Raw genomic sequence first — 18586 nt, 5'->3', positions numbered from 1 at the left:
AAACAACTGTAACTGGCGTAGAAATGTTCCGTAAACTTCTTGACGAAGGTCGTGCGGGCGAGAACTGTGGTGTTCTTTTACGTGGTACTAAGCGTGAAGACGTACAACGTGGTCAAGTACTTGCTAAGCCAGGTACAATCAAGCCACACACTAAATTCGATGCGGAAGTATACGTACTTTCTAAAGAAGAGGGTGGTCGTCACACTCCATTCCTTAACGGTTACCGTCCACAATTCTATTTCCGTACAACTGATGTAACTGGTGCAATCCAGTTGAAAGAAGGCGTTGAAATGGTAATGCCAGGTGACAACGTTGAAATGTCAGTAGAATTAATCCACCCAATCGCAATGGACCCAGGTCTACGTTTTGCGATCCGTGAAGGTGGTCGTACTGTAGGTGCGGGTGTTGTTGCTAAAGTAACAGCATAATTATAGAATGTGTTAAACAGGTCGAGAGCTTTGGCTCTCGTTCTGTTTTGTAGGTCAGTAGTTCAATTGGTAGAGCGTCGGTCTCCAAAACCGAATGTTGGGGGTTCGAGTCCCTCCTGGCCTGCCACTTTTTTTAAAAAAGCTTGATGTCGGCTAATCTAGTCATATAATAAGTCGCGAATTCTACGACGAGTACAAAAATGTCGAATGATAAATCGCGTGACGCATTAAGCGACGCGCCAATCCCTCAAAGAAATAATTCTGCTGAAGTTGTTCAATCGAGTTCTCCATTAGACTACGTGTTGTGGGGTATCGCTTTGATTTTATTCATCGCTTCGATGATGGTGAATCAGCATCTTCCTGCGTATTGGGCACCAGCCAATGATATTTGGGTGCGTGTTGGGGTAATTTTGGCTTGTATCGTTGTGGCTTTAGGTTTATTATACGCCACCCATCAAGGCAAAGGCTTTGTTCGTTTGCTTAAAGATTCACGTATTGAGTTACGTCGAGTCACTTGGCCTACTAAACAGGAAACTGTAACAACGTCATGGCATGTATTGATTGTTGTTGTAGTCACTTCAATTGTATTGTGGTGTTTTGACTATTTGTTAGGCTGGGCAATCAAGTTAATTATCGGGTAAAAGAGCTATGAAACGTTGGTACATTATTCATGCCTACTCAGGTTATGAAAAACAAGTGATGCGTTCGCTTAATGATCGAATCCAGCGTAGCGCTGTTGCCGATAGCTTTGGTGAAGTCCTTGTTCCTACCGAAGAAGTGGTAGAAATGAAGGATGGTAAGAAACGTAAGTCAGAGCGTAAGTTCTTTCCAGGCTATGTATTGGTTGAAATGGAAATGAACGATGAAACTTGGCACATTGTTAAAGAGTGTCCAAAAGTTTTAGGTTTTATTGGTGGTACAGCAGAAAAGCCTGCCCCAATTACGCAAAAAGAAGCTGACGCGATTCTTGCACGTGTACGCAATACTGGTGAAGCACCTCGTCCGAAGACGATGTTTGAACCAGGCGAAGAATTACTTGTGATTGATGGTCCATTCACCGACTTTAAAGGCGTGGTGGAAGAAGTTCAATACGAGAAGTCACGTTTAACGTTGACAATTAATGTATTTAATCGACCTACTCAGGTTGAGCTGGAATTTCGTCAAGTCGAAAAATCCGTTTAAGTTTGAGTGGTTGGAAAACGCCCGATTTATGATGAATCGGGCATTGTTGTTGTAACGGTATCGTTACTTAAAATATTGGGGAGCCTAGCGGCGTTTGTACCCAGAGGTAATTTGAAATGGCTAAGAAGATTGACGGCTATATCAAGCTGCAAGTTCCAGCTGGTAAAGCGAATCCATCTCCACCAATTGGTCCTGCATTAGGTCAACGTGGTGTTAACATCATGGCATTCTGTAAAGAATTCAATGCTGCTACACAAAAAGTTGAACCAGGTTTGCCAATTCCTGTAGTGATCACTGTGTACAACGACAAGTCGTTCACATTCATCATGAAAACTCCTCCTGCTGCAATTCTTCTTAAGAAAGCTGCAGGCATTCAAAAGGGTTCAGCTGTACCTAACAAAAACAAAGTTGGTAAGTTGACTCGTGCTCAATTAGAAGAAATCGCGACTACTAAAGAACCAGATTTAACTGGTGCTGATTTAGAAGCACGTGTGCGTACCATTGCTGGTTCTGCACGTTCTATGGGCTTGGATGTGGAGCTATAAGACATGGCAAAGTTAACTAAACGTCAAAAAGCCATTGCTGCTGCTGTAGAAGCAAACAAAGTTTACACTTTGGAAGAAGCAGTTGAAGTTCTAAACAACCTTCCTGCTGCTAAATTCAAAGAATCTTTGGATGTTGCGGTAAACCTAGGTGTTGACCCACGTAAATCTGATCAGGTTGTTCGTGGTGCGACTACACTTCCTGCAGGTACTGGTAAAACTGTACGTGTAGCTGTTTTCGCTCAAGGTGCTGCTGCAGAAGCTGCTAAAGCTGAAGGCGCAGACGTAGTTGGTTTCGACGACTTAGCTGAAAGCATTCAAGCGGGTAACCTTGACTTTGACGTTGTGATTGCAGCTCCGGATGCAATGCGCGTAGTAGGTAAGTTGGGTACGATTCTTGGTCCACGTGGCTTAATGCCAAACCCTAAAGTGGGTACTGTAACTCCTGACGTTGCGACTGCAGTTAAAAATGCAAAAGCAGGTCAAGCGCGTTACCGTGTAGACAAAGCGGGTATTATCCACGCTGCGATTGGTCAAGTTGGCTTTACTGCTGAAGCAGTTCGTTCAAACGTTGAAACCTTAGTTGCTGACTTGAAAAAGTTAAAGCCTGCAACTTCTAAAGGCGTATACATCAAAAAGATCACTTTGAGCTCTACTATGGGTCCTGGTCTTGTTATTGATGTACAGAACGTTTCTAACTAAGTCTGACTTAGAAAGAATTTTAAAGTCCTGAAAAGTCTCCTTCTCCCTCTGGGAGAAGGTCGGGATGAGGGTTAAACCTCTCCCTAACCCTCTCCTAGCAGGAGAGGGGGACATTCAGGCGGACTTTGAATTGGTAAATGAGAATTTATCAGCGTCAAAGACCTCAGGCGAGAGTAGTTTTATGCTGCTTTCTTAATCTTCCAGCCTGGGTAGACGCGGTGGTGTGATTTATTCCTCCTCCGCGTGTAAGTTCAGCAATGAATTTACGAATTGGGAGTGTGCTTCACGTAAGCACATAAATCACCGTTAGGAGGTTTTACAATGGCTCTTCTTATCGAAGACAAAAAACAGATCGTAGCAGAAGTTAACGAAGTTGCTTCTAAAGCGTTCTCTGCTGTTGTTGCTGACTATCAAGGTATGAGCGTTGAGCAATTAACGGCTCTACGTGTTGAAGCGCGTAAATTAGGTGTTACTACACGTGTTGTACGTAATACTTTGGCTAAACGTGCTTTTCAAGATACGCAATTCACGATCTTGAACGACAACCTTGTTGGCCCAACAATTTTAGCTTTCTCAACTTCTGAAGACGACATGGGTGCAGCTGCACGCTTGTTCGAAGAATTCGCTAAAACGAATAAAGCATTTGAACTTAAAGCTGCTGCATTTGACGGCAAACTTTATCAAGGTGCTGAAGTTAGCGTAATTGCGAATCTTCCGAACCAAGAAAAAGCGCTTACTATGCTTGCAAACGTTCTTCAAGCTCCTATTTCGAAATTGGGTCGCCTTATTACTGCGCTCAAAGAGAAAAACGAGTCAGAAGCTGCATAAGCTTAAATTTATTTCCACACCATTCAATTTCCATTTGGAGTTATTCTCATGGCTTTAACTAACGAAGAAATCTTAAACGCAGTTGCTGAAAAAACTGTTCTTGAACTTGTTGAACTTATCTCTGCTTTTGAAGAGAAATTTAATGTATCAGCTGCTGCTGTTGCTGTTGCTGCTGCTCCAGGCGCTGGCGCTGCTGCTGCAGAAGAGCAATCTGAATTCAACGTTGAGTTGACTTCTTTCGGTGCGAACAAAGTTGCTGTAATTAAAGCAGTTCGTGAAGCTACTGGCCTTGGTCTTAAAGAAGCTAAAGACATCGTTGAAGGCGCTCCTTCAGTGATCAAAGAAGCTGTTTCTAAAGAAGAAGGTGAAGAGCTTAAGAAGAAACTTGAAGAAGCTGGTGCTACAGTTACACTTAAGTAATCTTAAGGGGAGTCGATTTTTTTATAATCGACTCCAAAAAATGGCTGATGGCTCTTGGGTCATCAGCCTTTTTGCGTTACAATTATCGGCTCGATTTTTGTTTGAATGATGGGAAAACCATCGAAAACAATATAAATCAATAAAATCAAACGCTTACCAATATTTTTCCACATTTAAAAATATTGTTAAGCGTTTTAATACCACTAAAAATTGCAGCATTTGTAAAGAGTGGTGGCCATATCGGCCTGCGTAATTCCTTCTAAACCCGTTCTGCAGGCGGGTTTAGTTTACTTTCCGAGGACTCCAGATGGCATACTCATATACCGAAAAGAAACGGATCCGTAAGAATTTTGGTAAATTGCCCCAAGTAATGGATGCACCGTACTTGCTTTCGATTCAAGTCGACTCGTACCGTACTTTCCTTCAAGATGGCAAAACTCCAAAAAGCCGCGAAGATATCGGTCTCCAAGCCGCATTTCGTTCAGTTTTTCCTATAGAAAGTTATTCTGGCAATGCTGCTTTAGAATTTGTTGAGTATAGTCTTGGTAAGCCTGAGTTTGATGTACGTGAGTGTATTCTTCGCGGCTCAACTTATGCGGCACCAATGCGCGTAAAAATTCGTTTGATCATTAAAGATCGTGAAACGAAATCAATCAAAGATGTGCGTGAGCAAGAAGTCTACATGGGCGAAATGCCATTGATGACGGATAACGGTACCTTTGTGATTAACGGTACTGAGCGTGTAATTGTTTCTCAATTACACCGTTCACCAGGCGTGTTCTTTGACCATGATAAAGGTAAGACCCACTCGAGCGGTAAAGTGTTGTATTCAGCACGCATTATTCCTTACCGTGGCTCATGGTTAGACTTTGAATTCGATGCCAAAGACCTCGTTTATGTGCGTATTGACCGTCGTCGTAAATTGCTTGCGACTGTAGTGTTGCGTGCATTGGGCTATAGCAATGAACAAATCCTAGACTTGTTCTTTGAGAAAGTACCTGTCTATTTAGACATGGGTAGCTACCAAATTGACCTTGTCCCAGAACGCTTACGTGGCGAAATGGCACAATTTGACATCACTGATACTGACGGCAAAGTGATTGTTGAGCAAGGTAAACGCATTAATGCGCGTCACGTACGTCAAATGGAAGCAGCTGGTCTTGAGAAGCTTTCAGTTCCTGATGAGTACTTGTACGAACGTATTACTGCAGAAGACATCCAGCTAAAAGATGGCGATGTGATTGCTGCAAACACCTTGTTAAGCCATGAAATCATGGTGAAACTTGCAGAAGGTGGTGTTAAACAATTTAACATCCTATTCACCAATGACATCGACCGTGGTTCGTTCATTGCGGACACCTTACGTGCAGATACAACTGTTGGTCGTGAAGATGCTTTGGTAGAAATCTACAAAGTGATGCGTCCAGGTGAGCCACCGACGAAAGAAGCCGCTGAAAATCTGTTCAATAACTTGTTCTTCTCTTCTGAGCGTTATGATTTATCGCCAGTAGGTCGTATGAAGTTCAACCGTCGTTTGGGTCGTCCTTACGAAGTGGGTACAGATCAGAAATCACGTGAAGTTGAAGGTATTTTGTCTAACGAAGACATTACCGATGTACTTAAAACATTGATCGAAATCCGTAACGGTAAAGGTGAAGTCGACGATATCGACCACTTGGGTAACCGTCGCGTACGTTCAGTGGGCGAGATGACTGAAAACCAATTCCGTGTTGGTTTGGTACGTGTTGAGCGTGCTGTAAAAGAGCGTTTGTCACAAGCTGAAACAGACAACCTGTCTCCGCAAGATTTAATCAATGCGAAGCCAGTGGCTGCTGCAATCAAAGAATTCTTTGGTTCAAGCCAATTGTCTCAGTTCATGGACCAAAACAACCCGTTGTCTGAAATTACCCACAAGCGTCGCGTATCTGCGCTTGGTCCAGGTGGTTTGACACGTGAACGTGCAGGCTTTGAGGTACGTGACGTACACCAAACTCACTATGGTCGTGTGTGTCCAATTGAAACGCCTGAAGGTCCAAACATTGGTTTGATCAACTCGCTTTCTGTTTATGCAAAATGTAATAATTTTGGCTTCTTGGAAACGCCATACCGTAAAGTGGTTGATGGTCGTGTAACCGATGAGGTTGAGTATTTATCTGCAATTGAAGAAGTGGGCACGATCATTGCGCAAGCGGACTCAAGCGTAGACCAAGATGGCAATTTAACAGAAGAATTCGTATCTGTACGTCACCAAGGTGACTTCGTGCGTATGCCGCCAGAGCGCGTGACGCACATGGACGTTTCTGCACAGCAGGTTGTATCTGTAGCAGCATCACTGATTCCATTCCTTGAGCACGATGACGCCAACCGTGCCTTGATGGGATCGAACATGCAACGTCAGGCTGTTCCGACGCTTATCGCTGATAAACCACTTGTGGGTACAGGGATGGAAGCGAACGTAGCACATGACTCAGGTGTATGTGTGATTGCAAACCGTGGTGGTCGTATTGAATATGTCGATGCTTCACGTGTAGTCATTCGTGTGAACGAAGAAGAAATGATCGCGGGTGAAGCAGGTGTAGATATCTACAACCTGATCAAATACACACGTTCAAACCAAAACACTTGTATTAACCAAAAAGTTTTGGTGAAGATGGGTGATAAGGTAGGTCGTGGTGATGTATTGGCTGACGGTCCATCTACAGATGGCGGTGAGCTTGCACTCGGTCAGAACATGCGTGTCGCGTTCATGACTTGGAATGGCTATAACTACGAAGACTCGATCTTGCTTTCTGAGCGTGTACTTCAAGAAGACCGTTTAACTTCGATTCACATTCAAGAATTGTCATGTGTTGCACGTGATACCAAATTGGGTGCGGAAGAAATCACAGCTGATATTCCAAACGTGGGCGAAGCTGCACTGTCTAAACTAGACGAGTCTGGTATCGTTTACATTGGTGCTGAAGTGACTGCAGGCGACATTCTTGTTGGTAAAGTAACGCCTAAGGGTGAAACTCAGTTAACGCCTGAAGAAAAATTGCTTCGTGCAATCTTCGGTGAAAAAGCAGCAGATGTGAAAGATTCATCATTGCGCGTTCCATCAGGTACTAAAGGTACTGTGATTGACGTTCAAGTCTTTACCCGTGATGGTCTAGAAAAAGACGAACGTGCACAAGCGATTGAAAAAGCACAACTTGATGCATACCGCAAAGACTTGAAAGAAGAATACAAAATCTTTGAAGAAGCAGCGCGTGAACGTATTATCCGCTTATTAAAAGGTCAAGAATCTAACGGTGGCGGTACAACTAAACGTGGCGACAAACTTTCTGAAGATGTGTTGTCTGGTTTAGAGTTAGTTGATCTACTTGAAATTCAACCAAGTGATGAAGCAATTGCTGAGCGTTTAACTCAAATTCAAACTTTCTTGAAAGAGAAGAGCTTTGAAATTGATGAGAAATTCGCTGAGAAGAAACGTAAGCTTTCTACAGGCGATGAACTCACTACGGGCGTATTGAAAGTTGTTAAAGTTTACCTTGCTGTTAAACGTCGCATCCAACCGGGTGACAAGATGGCGGGTCGTCACGGTAACAAAGGTGTTGTATCAAACATCTTGCCTGTAGAAGACATGCCACACGATGCTAACGGTGTACCAGTAGATATCGTATTGAACCCGCTAGGCGTACCATCGCGTATGAACGTGGGTCAGATTCTTGAAACACACTTGGGTATGGCAGCCAAAGGTTTGGGTGAGCAAATTGATAAAATGCTCAAACAACAACGCGAAATTGCTGAACTACGTGAGTTCCTAGACAAGATTTATAACAAAGTCGGTGGCGAGCAAGAAGATCTTGACAGCTTAACTGATGATGAAATCTTGGTATTGGCTGGCAACTTACGTGCAGGTGTTCCATTGGCTACTCCTGTATTTGATGGTGCAGAAGAAGGTCAAATTAAAGAATTACTTGAACTGGCTGAATTACCACGTTCAGGTCAAACCGTGTTGTACGATGGTCGTACAGGCGAGAAATTCGACCGTCCAGTGACTGTAGGTTATATGTACATGCTCAAACTCAACCACTTGGTGGATGACAAGATGCACGCGCGTTCTACAGGTTCTTACTCACTTGTAACGCAACAGCCGTTGGGTGGTAAGGCACAATTCGGTGGTCAGCGTTTCGGTGAGATGGAAGTCTGGGCACTTGAAGCATACGGTGCTGCATACACACTTCAAGAAATGCTCACTGTGAAGTCGGATGACGTTGAAGGTCGTACCCGTATCTATAAGAACATTGTAGATGGTAACCATTATATGGACCCAGGTATGCCTGAATCGTTTAACGTATTGACCAAAGAGATCCGTTCTTTAGGTATCAACATTGAACTGAAAAATGGTGACTAAGCATCTCCATTAAATCTCCCTAAATCCCTCTTTATAAAAGAGGGACTTTTCCCCCTTTGAAAAAGGGGGATTAAGGGGGATTAAAACTCAGTTAAAAAACAATATTTGTGACCCAGTTGGGATGTGAAAACAGCCTCCCAGCACACGGAGAAAAAAATTGAAAGACTTGCTCGATATCATGCGCAAAAAGACGGATTCAGACGGTCATGCTCCAGTAGAGTTTGACCGCATCCGTATTGGTCTTGCGTCACCAGAAATGATTAAGTCATGGTCTCACGGTGAAGTTAAAAAGCCAGAAACCATTAACTATCGTACGTTTAAGCCTGAACGTGATGGTTTATTCTGTGCCAAAATTTTTGGTCCAGTAAAAGATTACGAATGCTTGTGTGGTAAATACAAGCGTATGAAATACAAAGGCGTCATTTGTGAAAAATGTGGCGTTGAAGTAACGACTGCAAAAGTTCGTCGTGAGCGTATGGGTCACATCGAACTCGCTTCTCCAGTTGCACACATTTGGTTCTTGAAATCATTACCAAGCCGTATTGGTTTATTACTTGATATGACTTTACGTGATATCGAGCGCGTATTATATTTCGAATCTTATGTGGTTACTGACCCAGGTATGACGCCATTTGAGAAATATCAACTTCTCAATGACGAAGAATACTTCAATGCTCTAGAAGAGCATGGTGATGAATTCACTGCGAAAATGGGTGCTGAAGCAGTTCAAGACTTGTTAAAAGACATCGATCTTGAAGCTGAAATTGCTCGTTTACGTGAAGAAATTCCACAAACAACTTCAGAAACTAAGCTGAAAAAAGCGTCTAAGCGTTTGAAGTTGATGGAAGCGTTCAAAGAGTCGAACAACAAGCCAGAATGGATGGTGATGAATGTACTGCCTGTACTTCCACCAGATCTTCGTCCGTTGGTTCCACTTGAAGGTGGTCGTTTTGCGACGTCTGACTTGAACGATCTTTATCGTCGTGTGATTAACCGTAACAACCGTTTGAAGCGTCTTCTTGACCTTGCAGCGCCAGACATCATCGTACGTAACGAAAAACGTATGTTACAAGAGTCTGTTGATGCCTTGTTAGATAACGGTCGTCGTGGTCGTGCAATCACAGGTTCAAACAAGCGTCCGCTTAAATCTTTGGCAGATATGATCAAAGGTAAGCAAGGTCGTTTCCGTCAAAACTTACTTGGTAAGCGTGTTGACTATTCAGGTCGTTCGGTGATTACCGTTGGTCCAAACCTACGTTTACACCAGTGCGGTCTTCCGAAGAAAATGGCACTTGAACTGTTCAAGCCATTCATCTTTGCGAAACTACAAGCTTCAGGTCAAGCTACCACCATTAAAGCTGCGAAGAAAATGGTTGAGCGCGAAACCCCAGAAGTTTGGGACGTACTTGCCTCTGTGATTCGTCAACACCCAGTGATGTTGAACCGTGCGCCTACACTTCACCGTTTGGGTCTTCAAGCATTTGAACCGATCCTGATTGAAGGTAAAGCCATCCGTCTACACCCACTCGTTTGTGCTGCGTTTAACGCCGACTTCGACGGTGACCAAATGGCGGTACACGTACCATTAACGCTTGAAGCGCAATTAGAAGCGCGTGCGTTAATGATGTCCACCAACAACATCTTGTCTCCTGCGAACGGTGAACCAATCATCGTACCATCTCAGGACGTGGTGTTGGGCTTGTATTACATCACGCGTGATGCAATCAATGCCAAAGGTGAAGGCATGGTGTTTGCAGATACGCACGAAGTAAACCGTGCACTTGCAACGGGTCAAGTTGACTTACACGCTCGCGTAAAAGCACGTGTACACCAAACCGTAATCAATGAAAATGGTGAGCGTGAGCAACAAACTATTGTTGTAGATACGACACCAGGTCGCTGCTTGCTTTGGGAAGTTGTGCCTGAAGGTTTAAGCTTCGAGCAAATTAACCTAGAGATGAACAAAAAGAACATCTCAAAGTTAATCAACTCTTGCTACCGTAAATTAGGTCTAAAAGACACGGTTATTTTTGCAGACCAATTGATGTACTTGGGCTTCCGTCAAGCGACACGTTCAGGTGTTTCTGTGGGTATGGAAGATATGGTTATTCCACCACAAAAACAAGCAATTATTGAAAAAGCAGAAACTGAAGTTCGTGAAATTGAACAACAGTTCGAGCAAGGCTTCGTAACTGCGGGTGAGCGTTATAACAAAGTGGTCGATATTTGGGCACGTACCAACGACCAAGTTGCTAAAGCGATGATGGACAACTTGTCATTCACAACTGTGAAAAACAAACAGGGTGAAGACGAGAAGCAAAAATCATTCAACTCGATCTACATGATGTCGGATTCAGGTGCGCGTGGTAGTGCGGCACAGATTCGTCAGTTGGCGGGTATGCGTGGTTTGATGGCGAAACCAGATGGTTCGATCATTGAAACGCCAATTAAAGCGAACTTCCGTGAAGGTTTGACGGTACTTCAGTACTTCATTTCAACTCACGGTGCGCGTAAAGGTTTGGCCGATACCGCATTGAAAACAGCGAACTCAGGTTACTTGACACGTCGTTTGGTTGACGTTGCACAAGACTTGGTAATTACTGAGCCAGATTGCGGTACTTATGGCGGTTTAGTGATGACACCATTCATTCAAGGTGGTGATGTCATTGAAAACCTTGGTACGCGTGTATTAGGTCGTGTAACTGCAGAAGATGTGAAGAAAGCGGGTTCAGACGAAGTTATTCTGCCACGTAACACACTCATTGATGAAAAACTTGCTAACTTCTTAGAAGAGCAAGGTGTCGATGAAGTAAAAGTACGTTCAGTGGTATCTTGTGAATCGACCTTTGGTGTATGTGCGAAGTGTTATGGTCGTGACCTAGCACGTGGTCACTTGGTGAATCCAGGTGAATCTGTGGGTGTAATGGCTGCTCAATCGATTGGTGAGCCAGGTACACAGTTAACCATGCGTACATTCCACGTGGGTGGTGCGGCAAGCCGAACTTCTGCAGCCAATAGCGTACAAGTGCGTAACAAAGGTTCAGTACGTTTCCATAACGTGAAAACTGTACAACACGCTAAAGGTCACTTGGTATCTGTTTCACGTTCAGGTGAAATTGGTATTGCCGATGAGTTAGGTCGTGAGCGTGAGCGTTATAAACTGCCATACGGTGCGTCAATCTTGCTCAAAGATGGCGAAGCGGTAGAAGCTGGCGGTATTGTGGCGACTTGGGATCCACACACGCATCCACTTGTGACCGAAGTTGCGGGTAAAATCCGTTTCAGCCAAATTGCTGATGGCGTGACTGCAACCTCGAAAACTGATGATGCAACAGGTATGACCACAGTTGAAATCTTGCCAGTGACTTCACGTCCTGCGTCAGGTAAAGACTTACGTCCTGCTGTGGTATTAGACACTGTGGATGGTGGCGAACAGTTCTACTTCTTGCCACAGAACACGATTCTTTCTGTCCGTGATGGCGAAAATATCGGTGTGGGTGACGTTATTGGTCGTGTACCACAAGAATCTTCACGTACTCGTGATATTACCGGTGGTTTACCACGCGTTGCAGACTTATTTGAAGCACGTAAACCAAAAGAGCATGCGATTCTTGCAGAAGTGTCAGGTATCGTGAGCTTTGGTAAAGAAACCAAAGGTAAGAACCGTTTAGTGATTACACCAGATGATGGCTCTGAGATTTACGAAGAGTTGATTCCAAAATGGCGTAACATCAACGTGTTTGAAGGTGAGCATGTGAACCGTGGTGAAACCATTTCTGATGGTCCACAAAACCCACATGACATCTTACGCTTGAAAGGTGAAGTGGCATTAACCAACTACATCGTGAACGAAGTTCAAGACGTTTACCGCTTACAAGGTGTAAAAATTAACGATAAGCACATTGAAGTCATCGTGCGTCAAATGTTGCGTAAAGTTGAAATCACCGATGGTGGCGATACGAGCTTCATCAAAGGCGAACAAGTGGATTACATTCGCGTGGTACAAGAAAACCAAGCTGTACTTGCACAAAACAAGTTCCCAGCGAAGTTTGAACGTCAATTGATGGGTATCACCAAAGCATCGCTTTCAACAGACTCGTTCATTTCTGCTGCATCGTTCCAGGAAACTACACGTGTGTTAACTGAAGCGGCTGTAACAGGTAAAGAAGATGATTTACGTGGCTTGAAAGAGAACGTTGTTGTGGGGCGTTTGATCCCAGCAGGTACGGGTCTTGCTTACCACTTAGAGCGTCGTCGTCAAGAAGCTGAAGCTGCTGAATTGGCATTAGTGAATGATTTCTCTGATGTAGATCAAGCATTAAGCCAAGCATTTAGCGATGAATTTAACGATCTCTAATTCGTTTTAAAGCATCATTTAAAGACGCCTTTCGAGGCGTCTTTTTTTTGCCAACGTTTTAGTTGCATATTTTGCTTTAATAAAGCCGCAATATTGCATATAGTGAATTAAGAACAATTTAAAAATATCAAGAAAACTAAGGGGATAGCTTATGCAATTTAGAGGACTGACACTGTGTTTATCGGCAATGCTACTGAGTGTGTCTGTTTCGGCTGCACCAATGCCAAACAGCATTGTGGTGAAAGACAAAGCCATTGTGCCTATTCTAAAAACTGAAGTGATTCGTACAGTGACAGGTGAAAAGCCTATACGCCATGTAGAAGCCACGATTTTTGAAGTGAGCAATCAGGGTAAAGATATTGTGGCAAAGGAAGTTGTTTTTGATGATGATCAAGCACAGTTTTCAGAGAAACAATTGGGTATTCCTGTGATTCAAAAAGGTGGGGTGATTGTACCAACCTCAAAAATTGAGTTGAATAAAACCCTAAAGCAGGATGGTAAAGTCATTTCTGAAGTGAAAACGATTGATGCAGAAGGCATGGAATATAAGCAGGGGCAGGCGCCAATTCATCGCACATTAAAACTGGATCGGGTCAAAACGCCTGAAAGCAAAGAAACAGTTTCTCATGCTGTGTTTACTGAAGATGGACAAACCACAAGAGATGTCGTGCTTTTGGAAGAAGATGTTGCTGAATCATCTATTCAGCCTTAAGTCTTTTACAGAAATACCTTCATCTTGCTGTGCTTGGTAACAGTTTTTTCAAAGTTGTTACCGCAATATGCACTAAGCTGAGAGCGAATAGACCGAGGGGGAGTGATCACCATGAAAAAAGTATTGAGTGTATTGGCAATTGCCACAGTATCGACCATGCTTATGGCGGGTTGTGAAAGCATGAGTTCTAATGACCAACGTATTGGTGCTGCAGCATTAGGCGGTGCCGTTGGTGGCGCAGCGGGTAACAGCGTAGGTGGTAGTGTTGGTGCAGCAGCAGGCGCAGGTGCAGGTGCAGCAGTTGGAAGTAAAACCCAAGATGGTTCTAACCGTAACGCAACCTATAGTGGAATTGGCGGTGCGATTGGTTCAATTTTAGGTAAAGAAGTGATAGGTGGTAATGCAGGCGCTGCAATCGGTGGTGCTGTTGGTGGTGGTGCTGGTGCAGCCATCGAGCAAAAGCGTTAATCTGAATACGAACAGCCATGCCATCCTACTGAAGTATTTATATTTCAGTACATCCAACGCAGAGTCTTATGATTCTGCGTTTTTTATGCGCTAGCTGAAAAATTAATGCGTTTGGATAAATTGATTGACTGCTTGAGTATAAGCATTATTTTGTCCCAATGACTTGTTGATTTCAGCATGTGAAAGTCGGACAGGCAATAACTGGGTTTGAGTTCCGAATTTCTGTGCTTGTTGAATAAATTGTCGAGCTTGAGTACAGGGTTGATCTGCACGGATGGTTGAGCACACCGCGAGAAATGCAGGTAAAGCTTGATGTAGCTGAGCTATCGGAGAAAGGGCTTTCCAGTTGGAAGGTTGATCACCAAAGGCTTGATCATAAAAACGTGCATGACGTGTTTGCATTATCTTTTCTATATCATAAGCCGCGCTATCTAAAGCAACTGTAGCACGCCAAGGCTGTGGCTGGGGTGCCAGCCAATGGGGGCGAACGGTTAATAGACTGACCAGGTGTGCGCCCGCAGAATGTCCCATCAGCACCAAGCGTTTTGAGTCAGCATGCCAATGCGGTGCCTGATTTTGGATATAAATAAGCGCTTGGGCGATATCCTGAGTTTGCTGCTGTACGGTCACATCTGGAACTAATCTATAGTTGATAGACACAAAAATCCAGTTTTGCTTGGTCCAGTAACTCAGCTTATTTTTGACCACAGCAGCATGATTTTTATCACCCATTTTCCAAGCACCGCCATGGACCATCATCATGAGCGGGGCTGGTGTTTGATCTGTGAGTACTTTGGCAGGGAAATAGACATCCATCACTTGTTGAGGATGAGATCCATAAGCCACATTTTTCAAAGTCTGGACTTTGGTAAATGTATTCGGCACCAAAGCATGGAGGGATGTCGATGAATAGAAACAAAGTAGGGAAAAGATTGGCACAAGATTTTTTTTCATTTTAATGATCCTTTAATTTTAAATACTATCAATGTTTATAATTTTTATGATCCACTGATGTATCAACAGTAATACGTTAATTAATTCATACCTGCTCAAAAAGAGTAGAGAAGTTTGTCGGTGACATTGATCTTTTTGTCTTTTGATTAAAATAATATTACCAACAACGCAGAATCATTAGATTCTGCGTTTTTATGTGAGCTAAAAATTACGTTGCTACGGCTTTGGGCTTTTTACGTCGGATATATAACGTTTTATGCACTTCTGCGATTCGTACGCCTGATTCATCGACAATATTGAGCGTATATTGACGTGTAACAGGCGCATAGTCTTCTGCGAGTTGTTTAATTTCGTCGACTTCAGCGGCACTCAGGCGAATATCGGCATAGACTGTACTGCGCCCAGGGGCTAGGAAATGAATCGTCGCAGCTTTATCCCAAACAATATATTTTGAACCCAAGTGATGCATCAGAATTAACATATAAAAGGGATCGACCATGGAATAGAGGCTGCCGCCAAAATGCACCCCGACAATATTTTGATTTTTGCGGGTGAGTGGCATTTTGACACGGACATGGTGGTTGGCTAAATCGATTTGATCAATTTCAATACCTGCACCGCGATAGGGTGGGTACCGATTTAAAAAGTATTTAGAAACGATAGGAAGTTGCTGCAATTTTTTGATGAGGTTCATGGGAAATTTTATAGAGCCTTAAGTAGATTTTTCTTATATTAGTATGAAATTTGAGCAAGCCAATGGCATATTTTATTATTCTCAAGAGCAATCATGTCAACAATAAACAACAGGATGTTTATGCAAGCACAAACGCAATGGATTGAAACCTCAGATTATCAACAGCTTTATGTCAAAACTTGGGGTGAAAAAACAGCACCTGCATTGATTTTGCTGCATGGCTATCCAGATAACCAAGAAGTCTGGGAACGAGTGATTGCCGTGTTGGTGCAAGATTTTTATGTGGTGAGTTACGATGTACGTGGTGCGGGACAATCCTCCATTCCTAAATCCATTCGTGTCTATAGCTTGGCTCAATTGGCTGCAGATTTAATGGCTGTTGCTAATGCCGTTTTGGGGCAGCGTGCATTTCACTTGGCAGCTCATGACTGGGGTTCAATTCAGTCTTGGGAAGCAGTGACGGATCCAGAATTAAAGGGACGAATTTTATCGTACAGCAGTATTTCAGGCCCATGTTTGGATCATGCAGCGTTCTGGATGCGTAAGCAGTTTTCTGAAAATAAAATTAAATTTTTCAAACAAATGCGTAAATCTTGGTATATTGCTGCCTTTCAACTTCCTGCACTTGCGCCTACAGTTTGGCAGTTCTTTCAACCTGAACAATGGCGTCAGGTAGTGATGCGCTTAGAACGCGATCAAGATATTGCGATCAATCCTAATATCCGCAAAGATGGGCGCTATGGCGTCAATTTATATCGTGCCAATTTTATCCCACGTTTATTAAAGCCGCGTCAACGTTATGCAATTTGTCCTGTGCAAGCTATTGTCTTGAAATATGATCAATTTGTGGGTGCTGAATTGATTGATGAAATGTCGCTTTGGGTAGATGATTTTCAACGTGTGGAATTGGCAGCTAATCACTGGGCGATTCTTAGTCAGCCGCAAGCAGTTGCTACTGCCATCCGTGATTTTGCTTTAGGTCATGCAAATTCACATGCTGCAGCAATTTAAATCAGAAACGCTTGTCGGAGTTGAATGTTTGGTCAACTCCAATCTGCATAATCTCTGATAAAATAGCTTCTTTTTTGAATTTTCATCTCTTATGTTCGCAATTCTTGCTGCCATTGCAATCATGTTCGGATTGTCGTTGGCTCGTGTGCCTGTGGTTTTTGCCTTGGTTATTGGTGCAGTCTCAGGTGGTTTACTGGCTGGTTTAGGCTTACAAGGCACTTTAGATGCGTTTAATAATGGTTTAGGTGGTGGCGCTAAAATTGCTCTTGCTTACGGTATTTTAGGTGCATTTGCTTTGGCTTTGGCACGTTCAGGTTTGCCAGACTTATTGGCGTATAAGCTGATTCGCACTTTAACAGGTAGCAGTAATACTAAGGTACAGAACCGCGTTAAATATCTGATTTATTTTACTGTGGCTTTGGCAGCGGTATTTTCACAAAACTTAATCCCTGTACATATTGCATTTATTCCTGTATTGATTCCACCTTTATTAAGTGTTTTCAATCATTTAAACCTAGACCGTCGTGCAGTGGTTTGTTTGCTGACTTTTGGTTTGGTTGCCACCTATATGTTTGTTCCTGTGGGTTTCGGTGCAATCTTTCTGAATGATATTTTGGCGCACAATATCAACACCTTTGGTGCTCCGTATGGTTTTGCCATTCAAAATGAAGATATTCCTGCTGCCATGTTTATTCCTGTGTTTGGGATGTTTATTGGGCTATTGATCGCGTTGTTTGTGAGCTATCGTAAGCCTCGACATTATCAAGATGTGCAGGTAGAGCGTACCCAAAGCATTTCGAGTGAGCTCAATGCAAATACCGCCGCGCCAACCCTACAAGCGCCTCAGATTGCAAAATTTACCTTGTGGATGGCAGTGTTTGCGATTATTGCAACCTTGGCGGTGCAATTGTATTCAGATTCGATGATTCTGGCAGGTTTGGTGGGTGTTGCCATTTTAAGCTGTGCGGGAATTTTCAAATGGAAAGAAGCAGATGATGTGATCATTACAGGTATGCGTATGATGGCACTCATCGGCTTTATTATGATTGCTGCACAAGGTTTCGCTTCAGTGATTGAAGCGACTAATCAAGTGCCTGCTTTGGTAGAAGCGTCGGTGGAATGGATTGGCAATAGCAAAGCTTTGGCTGCATTTTTAATGTTATTGATTGGTTTGTTAATCACCTTGGGGATTGGCTCATCTTTCTCTACCGTGCCTATTTTAGCGATTATTTATGTGCCTTTATGTTTGCAGTTCGGTTTTAGCCCTGCAGCAACCATTGCGATTATTGGTACAGCAGCAGCCTTAGGAGATGCGGGTTCTCCAGCATCGGATTCAACCTTGGGGCCAACTTCGGGTTTAAATATGGATGGGCAGCACGACCACATGAAGGACAGTGTGGTACCGACTTTTATTCACTTTAATATTCCATTGATGATTTTTGGTTGGATTGCAGCGATGGTGCTGTAAATTATCACCAAAATTTTTAAGCGCACGTGTTCAGAATAGACTGGGCACGTTGCAGCATCGTGCTAAAACGACAAGAAGAATCTTCCTCAAGTTCATCCTTACATCTGCCGATTGAAACCCAATACAAAATTCAAACTCTCTAACAAAATGATCCATTTTTCGTTGTCATCAACTTCTAATATTAGAATGAAGATGATTTTAATTCTCTTTATTTAATTTGGATAATTTTATTGATTTTCTATGATTTAAAAATAGAAAGTCTGAGTGAATTAATCTATTTAAAATAAATTTGTGTTAGTTTTTAAATAAATATAAGATGTATTTTAAATAAATCTTTTAATATATTTTTAAAATAAAATTGAGTAATATAGTCGGGAAATAATAATATAAACTCTATTAATTAACTCGGATTTTAAAACCAAGT

At 42.9% G+C, this 18586-nt stretch carries 15 protein-coding genes and 1 tRNA gene; 14 read left to right on the top strand and 2 right to left on the bottom strand.

The features are described 5' to 3' along the window. The 12 genes from FTU09_RS07110 to FTU09_RS07055 form a co-directional block, all read left to right on the top strand. The coding region (locus tag FTU09_RS07110) for an EF-Tu/IF-2/RF-3 family GTPase (protein WP_218951312.1) at positions 1-428 on the top strand (428 nt) is incomplete at its 5' end. A 51-nt stretch (positions 429-479) separates the two neighbouring features. After that, positions 480-555, top strand: a tRNA-Trp gene (locus FTU09_RS07105). Positions 556-628: 73 nt separating this feature from the next. Next, positions 629-1069 carry a preprotein translocase subunit SecE gene (gene secE, locus FTU09_RS07100; RefSeq protein ID WP_004975769.1) on the top strand — a complete coding sequence of 147 codons (441 nt, stop codon included), beginning with the start codon at positions 629-631 and terminating at the stop codon, positions 1067-1069. Positions 1070-1076: 7 nt separating this feature from the next. After that, a complete protein-coding gene (gene nusG / locus FTU09_RS07095) occupies positions 1077-1610 on the top strand; it encodes a transcription termination/antitermination protein NusG (RefSeq protein ID WP_004975770.1) in 534 nt (177 codons plus the stop codon). A gap of 116 nt (positions 1611-1726) precedes the next feature. Further along, positions 1727-2155, top strand: a complete 429-nt coding sequence (gene rplK / locus FTU09_RS07090; RefSeq protein WP_004975771.1) for a 50S ribosomal protein L11 — start codon at positions 1727-1729, stop codon at positions 2153-2155. A gap of 3 nt (positions 2156-2158) precedes the next feature. Next, entirely contained in the window at positions 2159-2854 is a 696-nt protein-coding gene (gene rplA, locus FTU09_RS07085) for a 50S ribosomal protein L1 (RefSeq protein ID WP_004975774.1), read from the top strand. Positions 2855-3175: 321 nt separating this feature from the next. Further along, positions 3176-3682 (top strand): 50S ribosomal protein L10, encoded by a 507-nt coding sequence (gene rplJ, locus FTU09_RS07080; RefSeq protein WP_096902333.1) that lies wholly within the window; start codon positions 3176-3178, stop codon positions 3680-3682. Positions 3683-3730: 48 nt separating this feature from the next. Next, positions 3731-4102: a 50S ribosomal protein L7/L12 gene (gene rplL / locus FTU09_RS07075; RefSeq protein ID WP_004975779.1), complete on the top strand. Its 372-nt coding sequence runs from the start codon at positions 3731-3733 to the stop codon at positions 4100-4102. A 307-nt stretch (positions 4103-4409) separates the two neighbouring features. Continuing rightward, positions 4410-8498: a DNA-directed RNA polymerase subunit beta gene (gene rpoB / locus FTU09_RS07070; RefSeq protein ID WP_131260966.1), complete on the top strand. Its 4089-nt coding sequence runs from the start codon at positions 4410-4412 to the stop codon at positions 8496-8498. Positions 8499-8655: 157 nt separating this feature from the next. After that, on the top strand, positions 8656-12855 hold the full coding sequence (gene rpoC / locus FTU09_RS07065) for a DNA-directed RNA polymerase subunit beta' (RefSeq protein ID WP_096902331.1): 4200 nt from the start codon (positions 8656-8658) through the stop codon (positions 12853-12855). Between the two features lie 151 nt (positions 12856-13006). Beyond that, a complete protein-coding gene (locus tag FTU09_RS07060) occupies positions 13007-13567 on the top strand; it encodes a hypothetical protein (RefSeq protein WP_179989537.1) in 561 nt (186 codons plus the stop codon). Between the two features lie 111 nt (positions 13568-13678). Further along, positions 13679-14035, top strand: a complete 357-nt coding sequence (locus FTU09_RS07055) for a hypothetical protein (protein WP_004975789.1) — start codon at positions 13679-13681, stop codon at positions 14033-14035. A 102-nt stretch (positions 14036-14137) separates the two neighbouring features. On the opposite strand, the gene FTU09_RS07050 is transcribed toward FTU09_RS07055, so the two are convergent. Further along, complete coding sequence (locus tag FTU09_RS07050; protein ID WP_096902328.1) at positions 14138-14989, bottom strand: alpha/beta hydrolase; 852 nt, start codon at positions 14987-14989, stop codon at positions 14138-14140. 208 nt (positions 14990-15197) lie between these two features. Continuing rightward, complete coding sequence (locus FTU09_RS07045; protein ID WP_180079891.1) at positions 15198-15683, bottom strand: DUF4442 domain-containing protein; 486 nt, start codon at positions 15681-15683, stop codon at positions 15198-15200. 120 nt (positions 15684-15803) lie between these two features. Here FTU09_RS07045 and FTU09_RS07040 point away from each other — a divergent pair, with 120 nt between their 5' ends. Both FTU09_RS07040 and FTU09_RS07035 read left to right on the top strand, forming a co-directional pair. Continuing rightward, a complete protein-coding gene (locus FTU09_RS07040; RefSeq protein ID WP_180079895.1) occupies positions 15804-16694 on the top strand; it encodes an alpha/beta fold hydrolase in 891 nt (296 codons plus the stop codon). A 91-nt stretch (positions 16695-16785) separates the two neighbouring features. Beyond that, on the top strand, positions 16786-18162 hold the full coding sequence (locus FTU09_RS07035; protein WP_179989533.1) for a Na+/H+ antiporter family protein: 1377 nt from the start codon (positions 16786-16788) through the stop codon (positions 18160-18162). Positions 18163-18586: the final 424 nt, after the last annotated feature.

It is taken from the genome of Acinetobacter sp. YH12058 (assembly GCF_013419805.1).
In the GTDB taxonomy this organism is placed as follows: domain Bacteria; phylum Pseudomonadota; class Gammaproteobacteria; order Pseudomonadales; family Moraxellaceae; genus Acinetobacter; species Acinetobacter towneri.
This window is presented reverse-complemented; position numbering and strand designations above follow the sequence as displayed.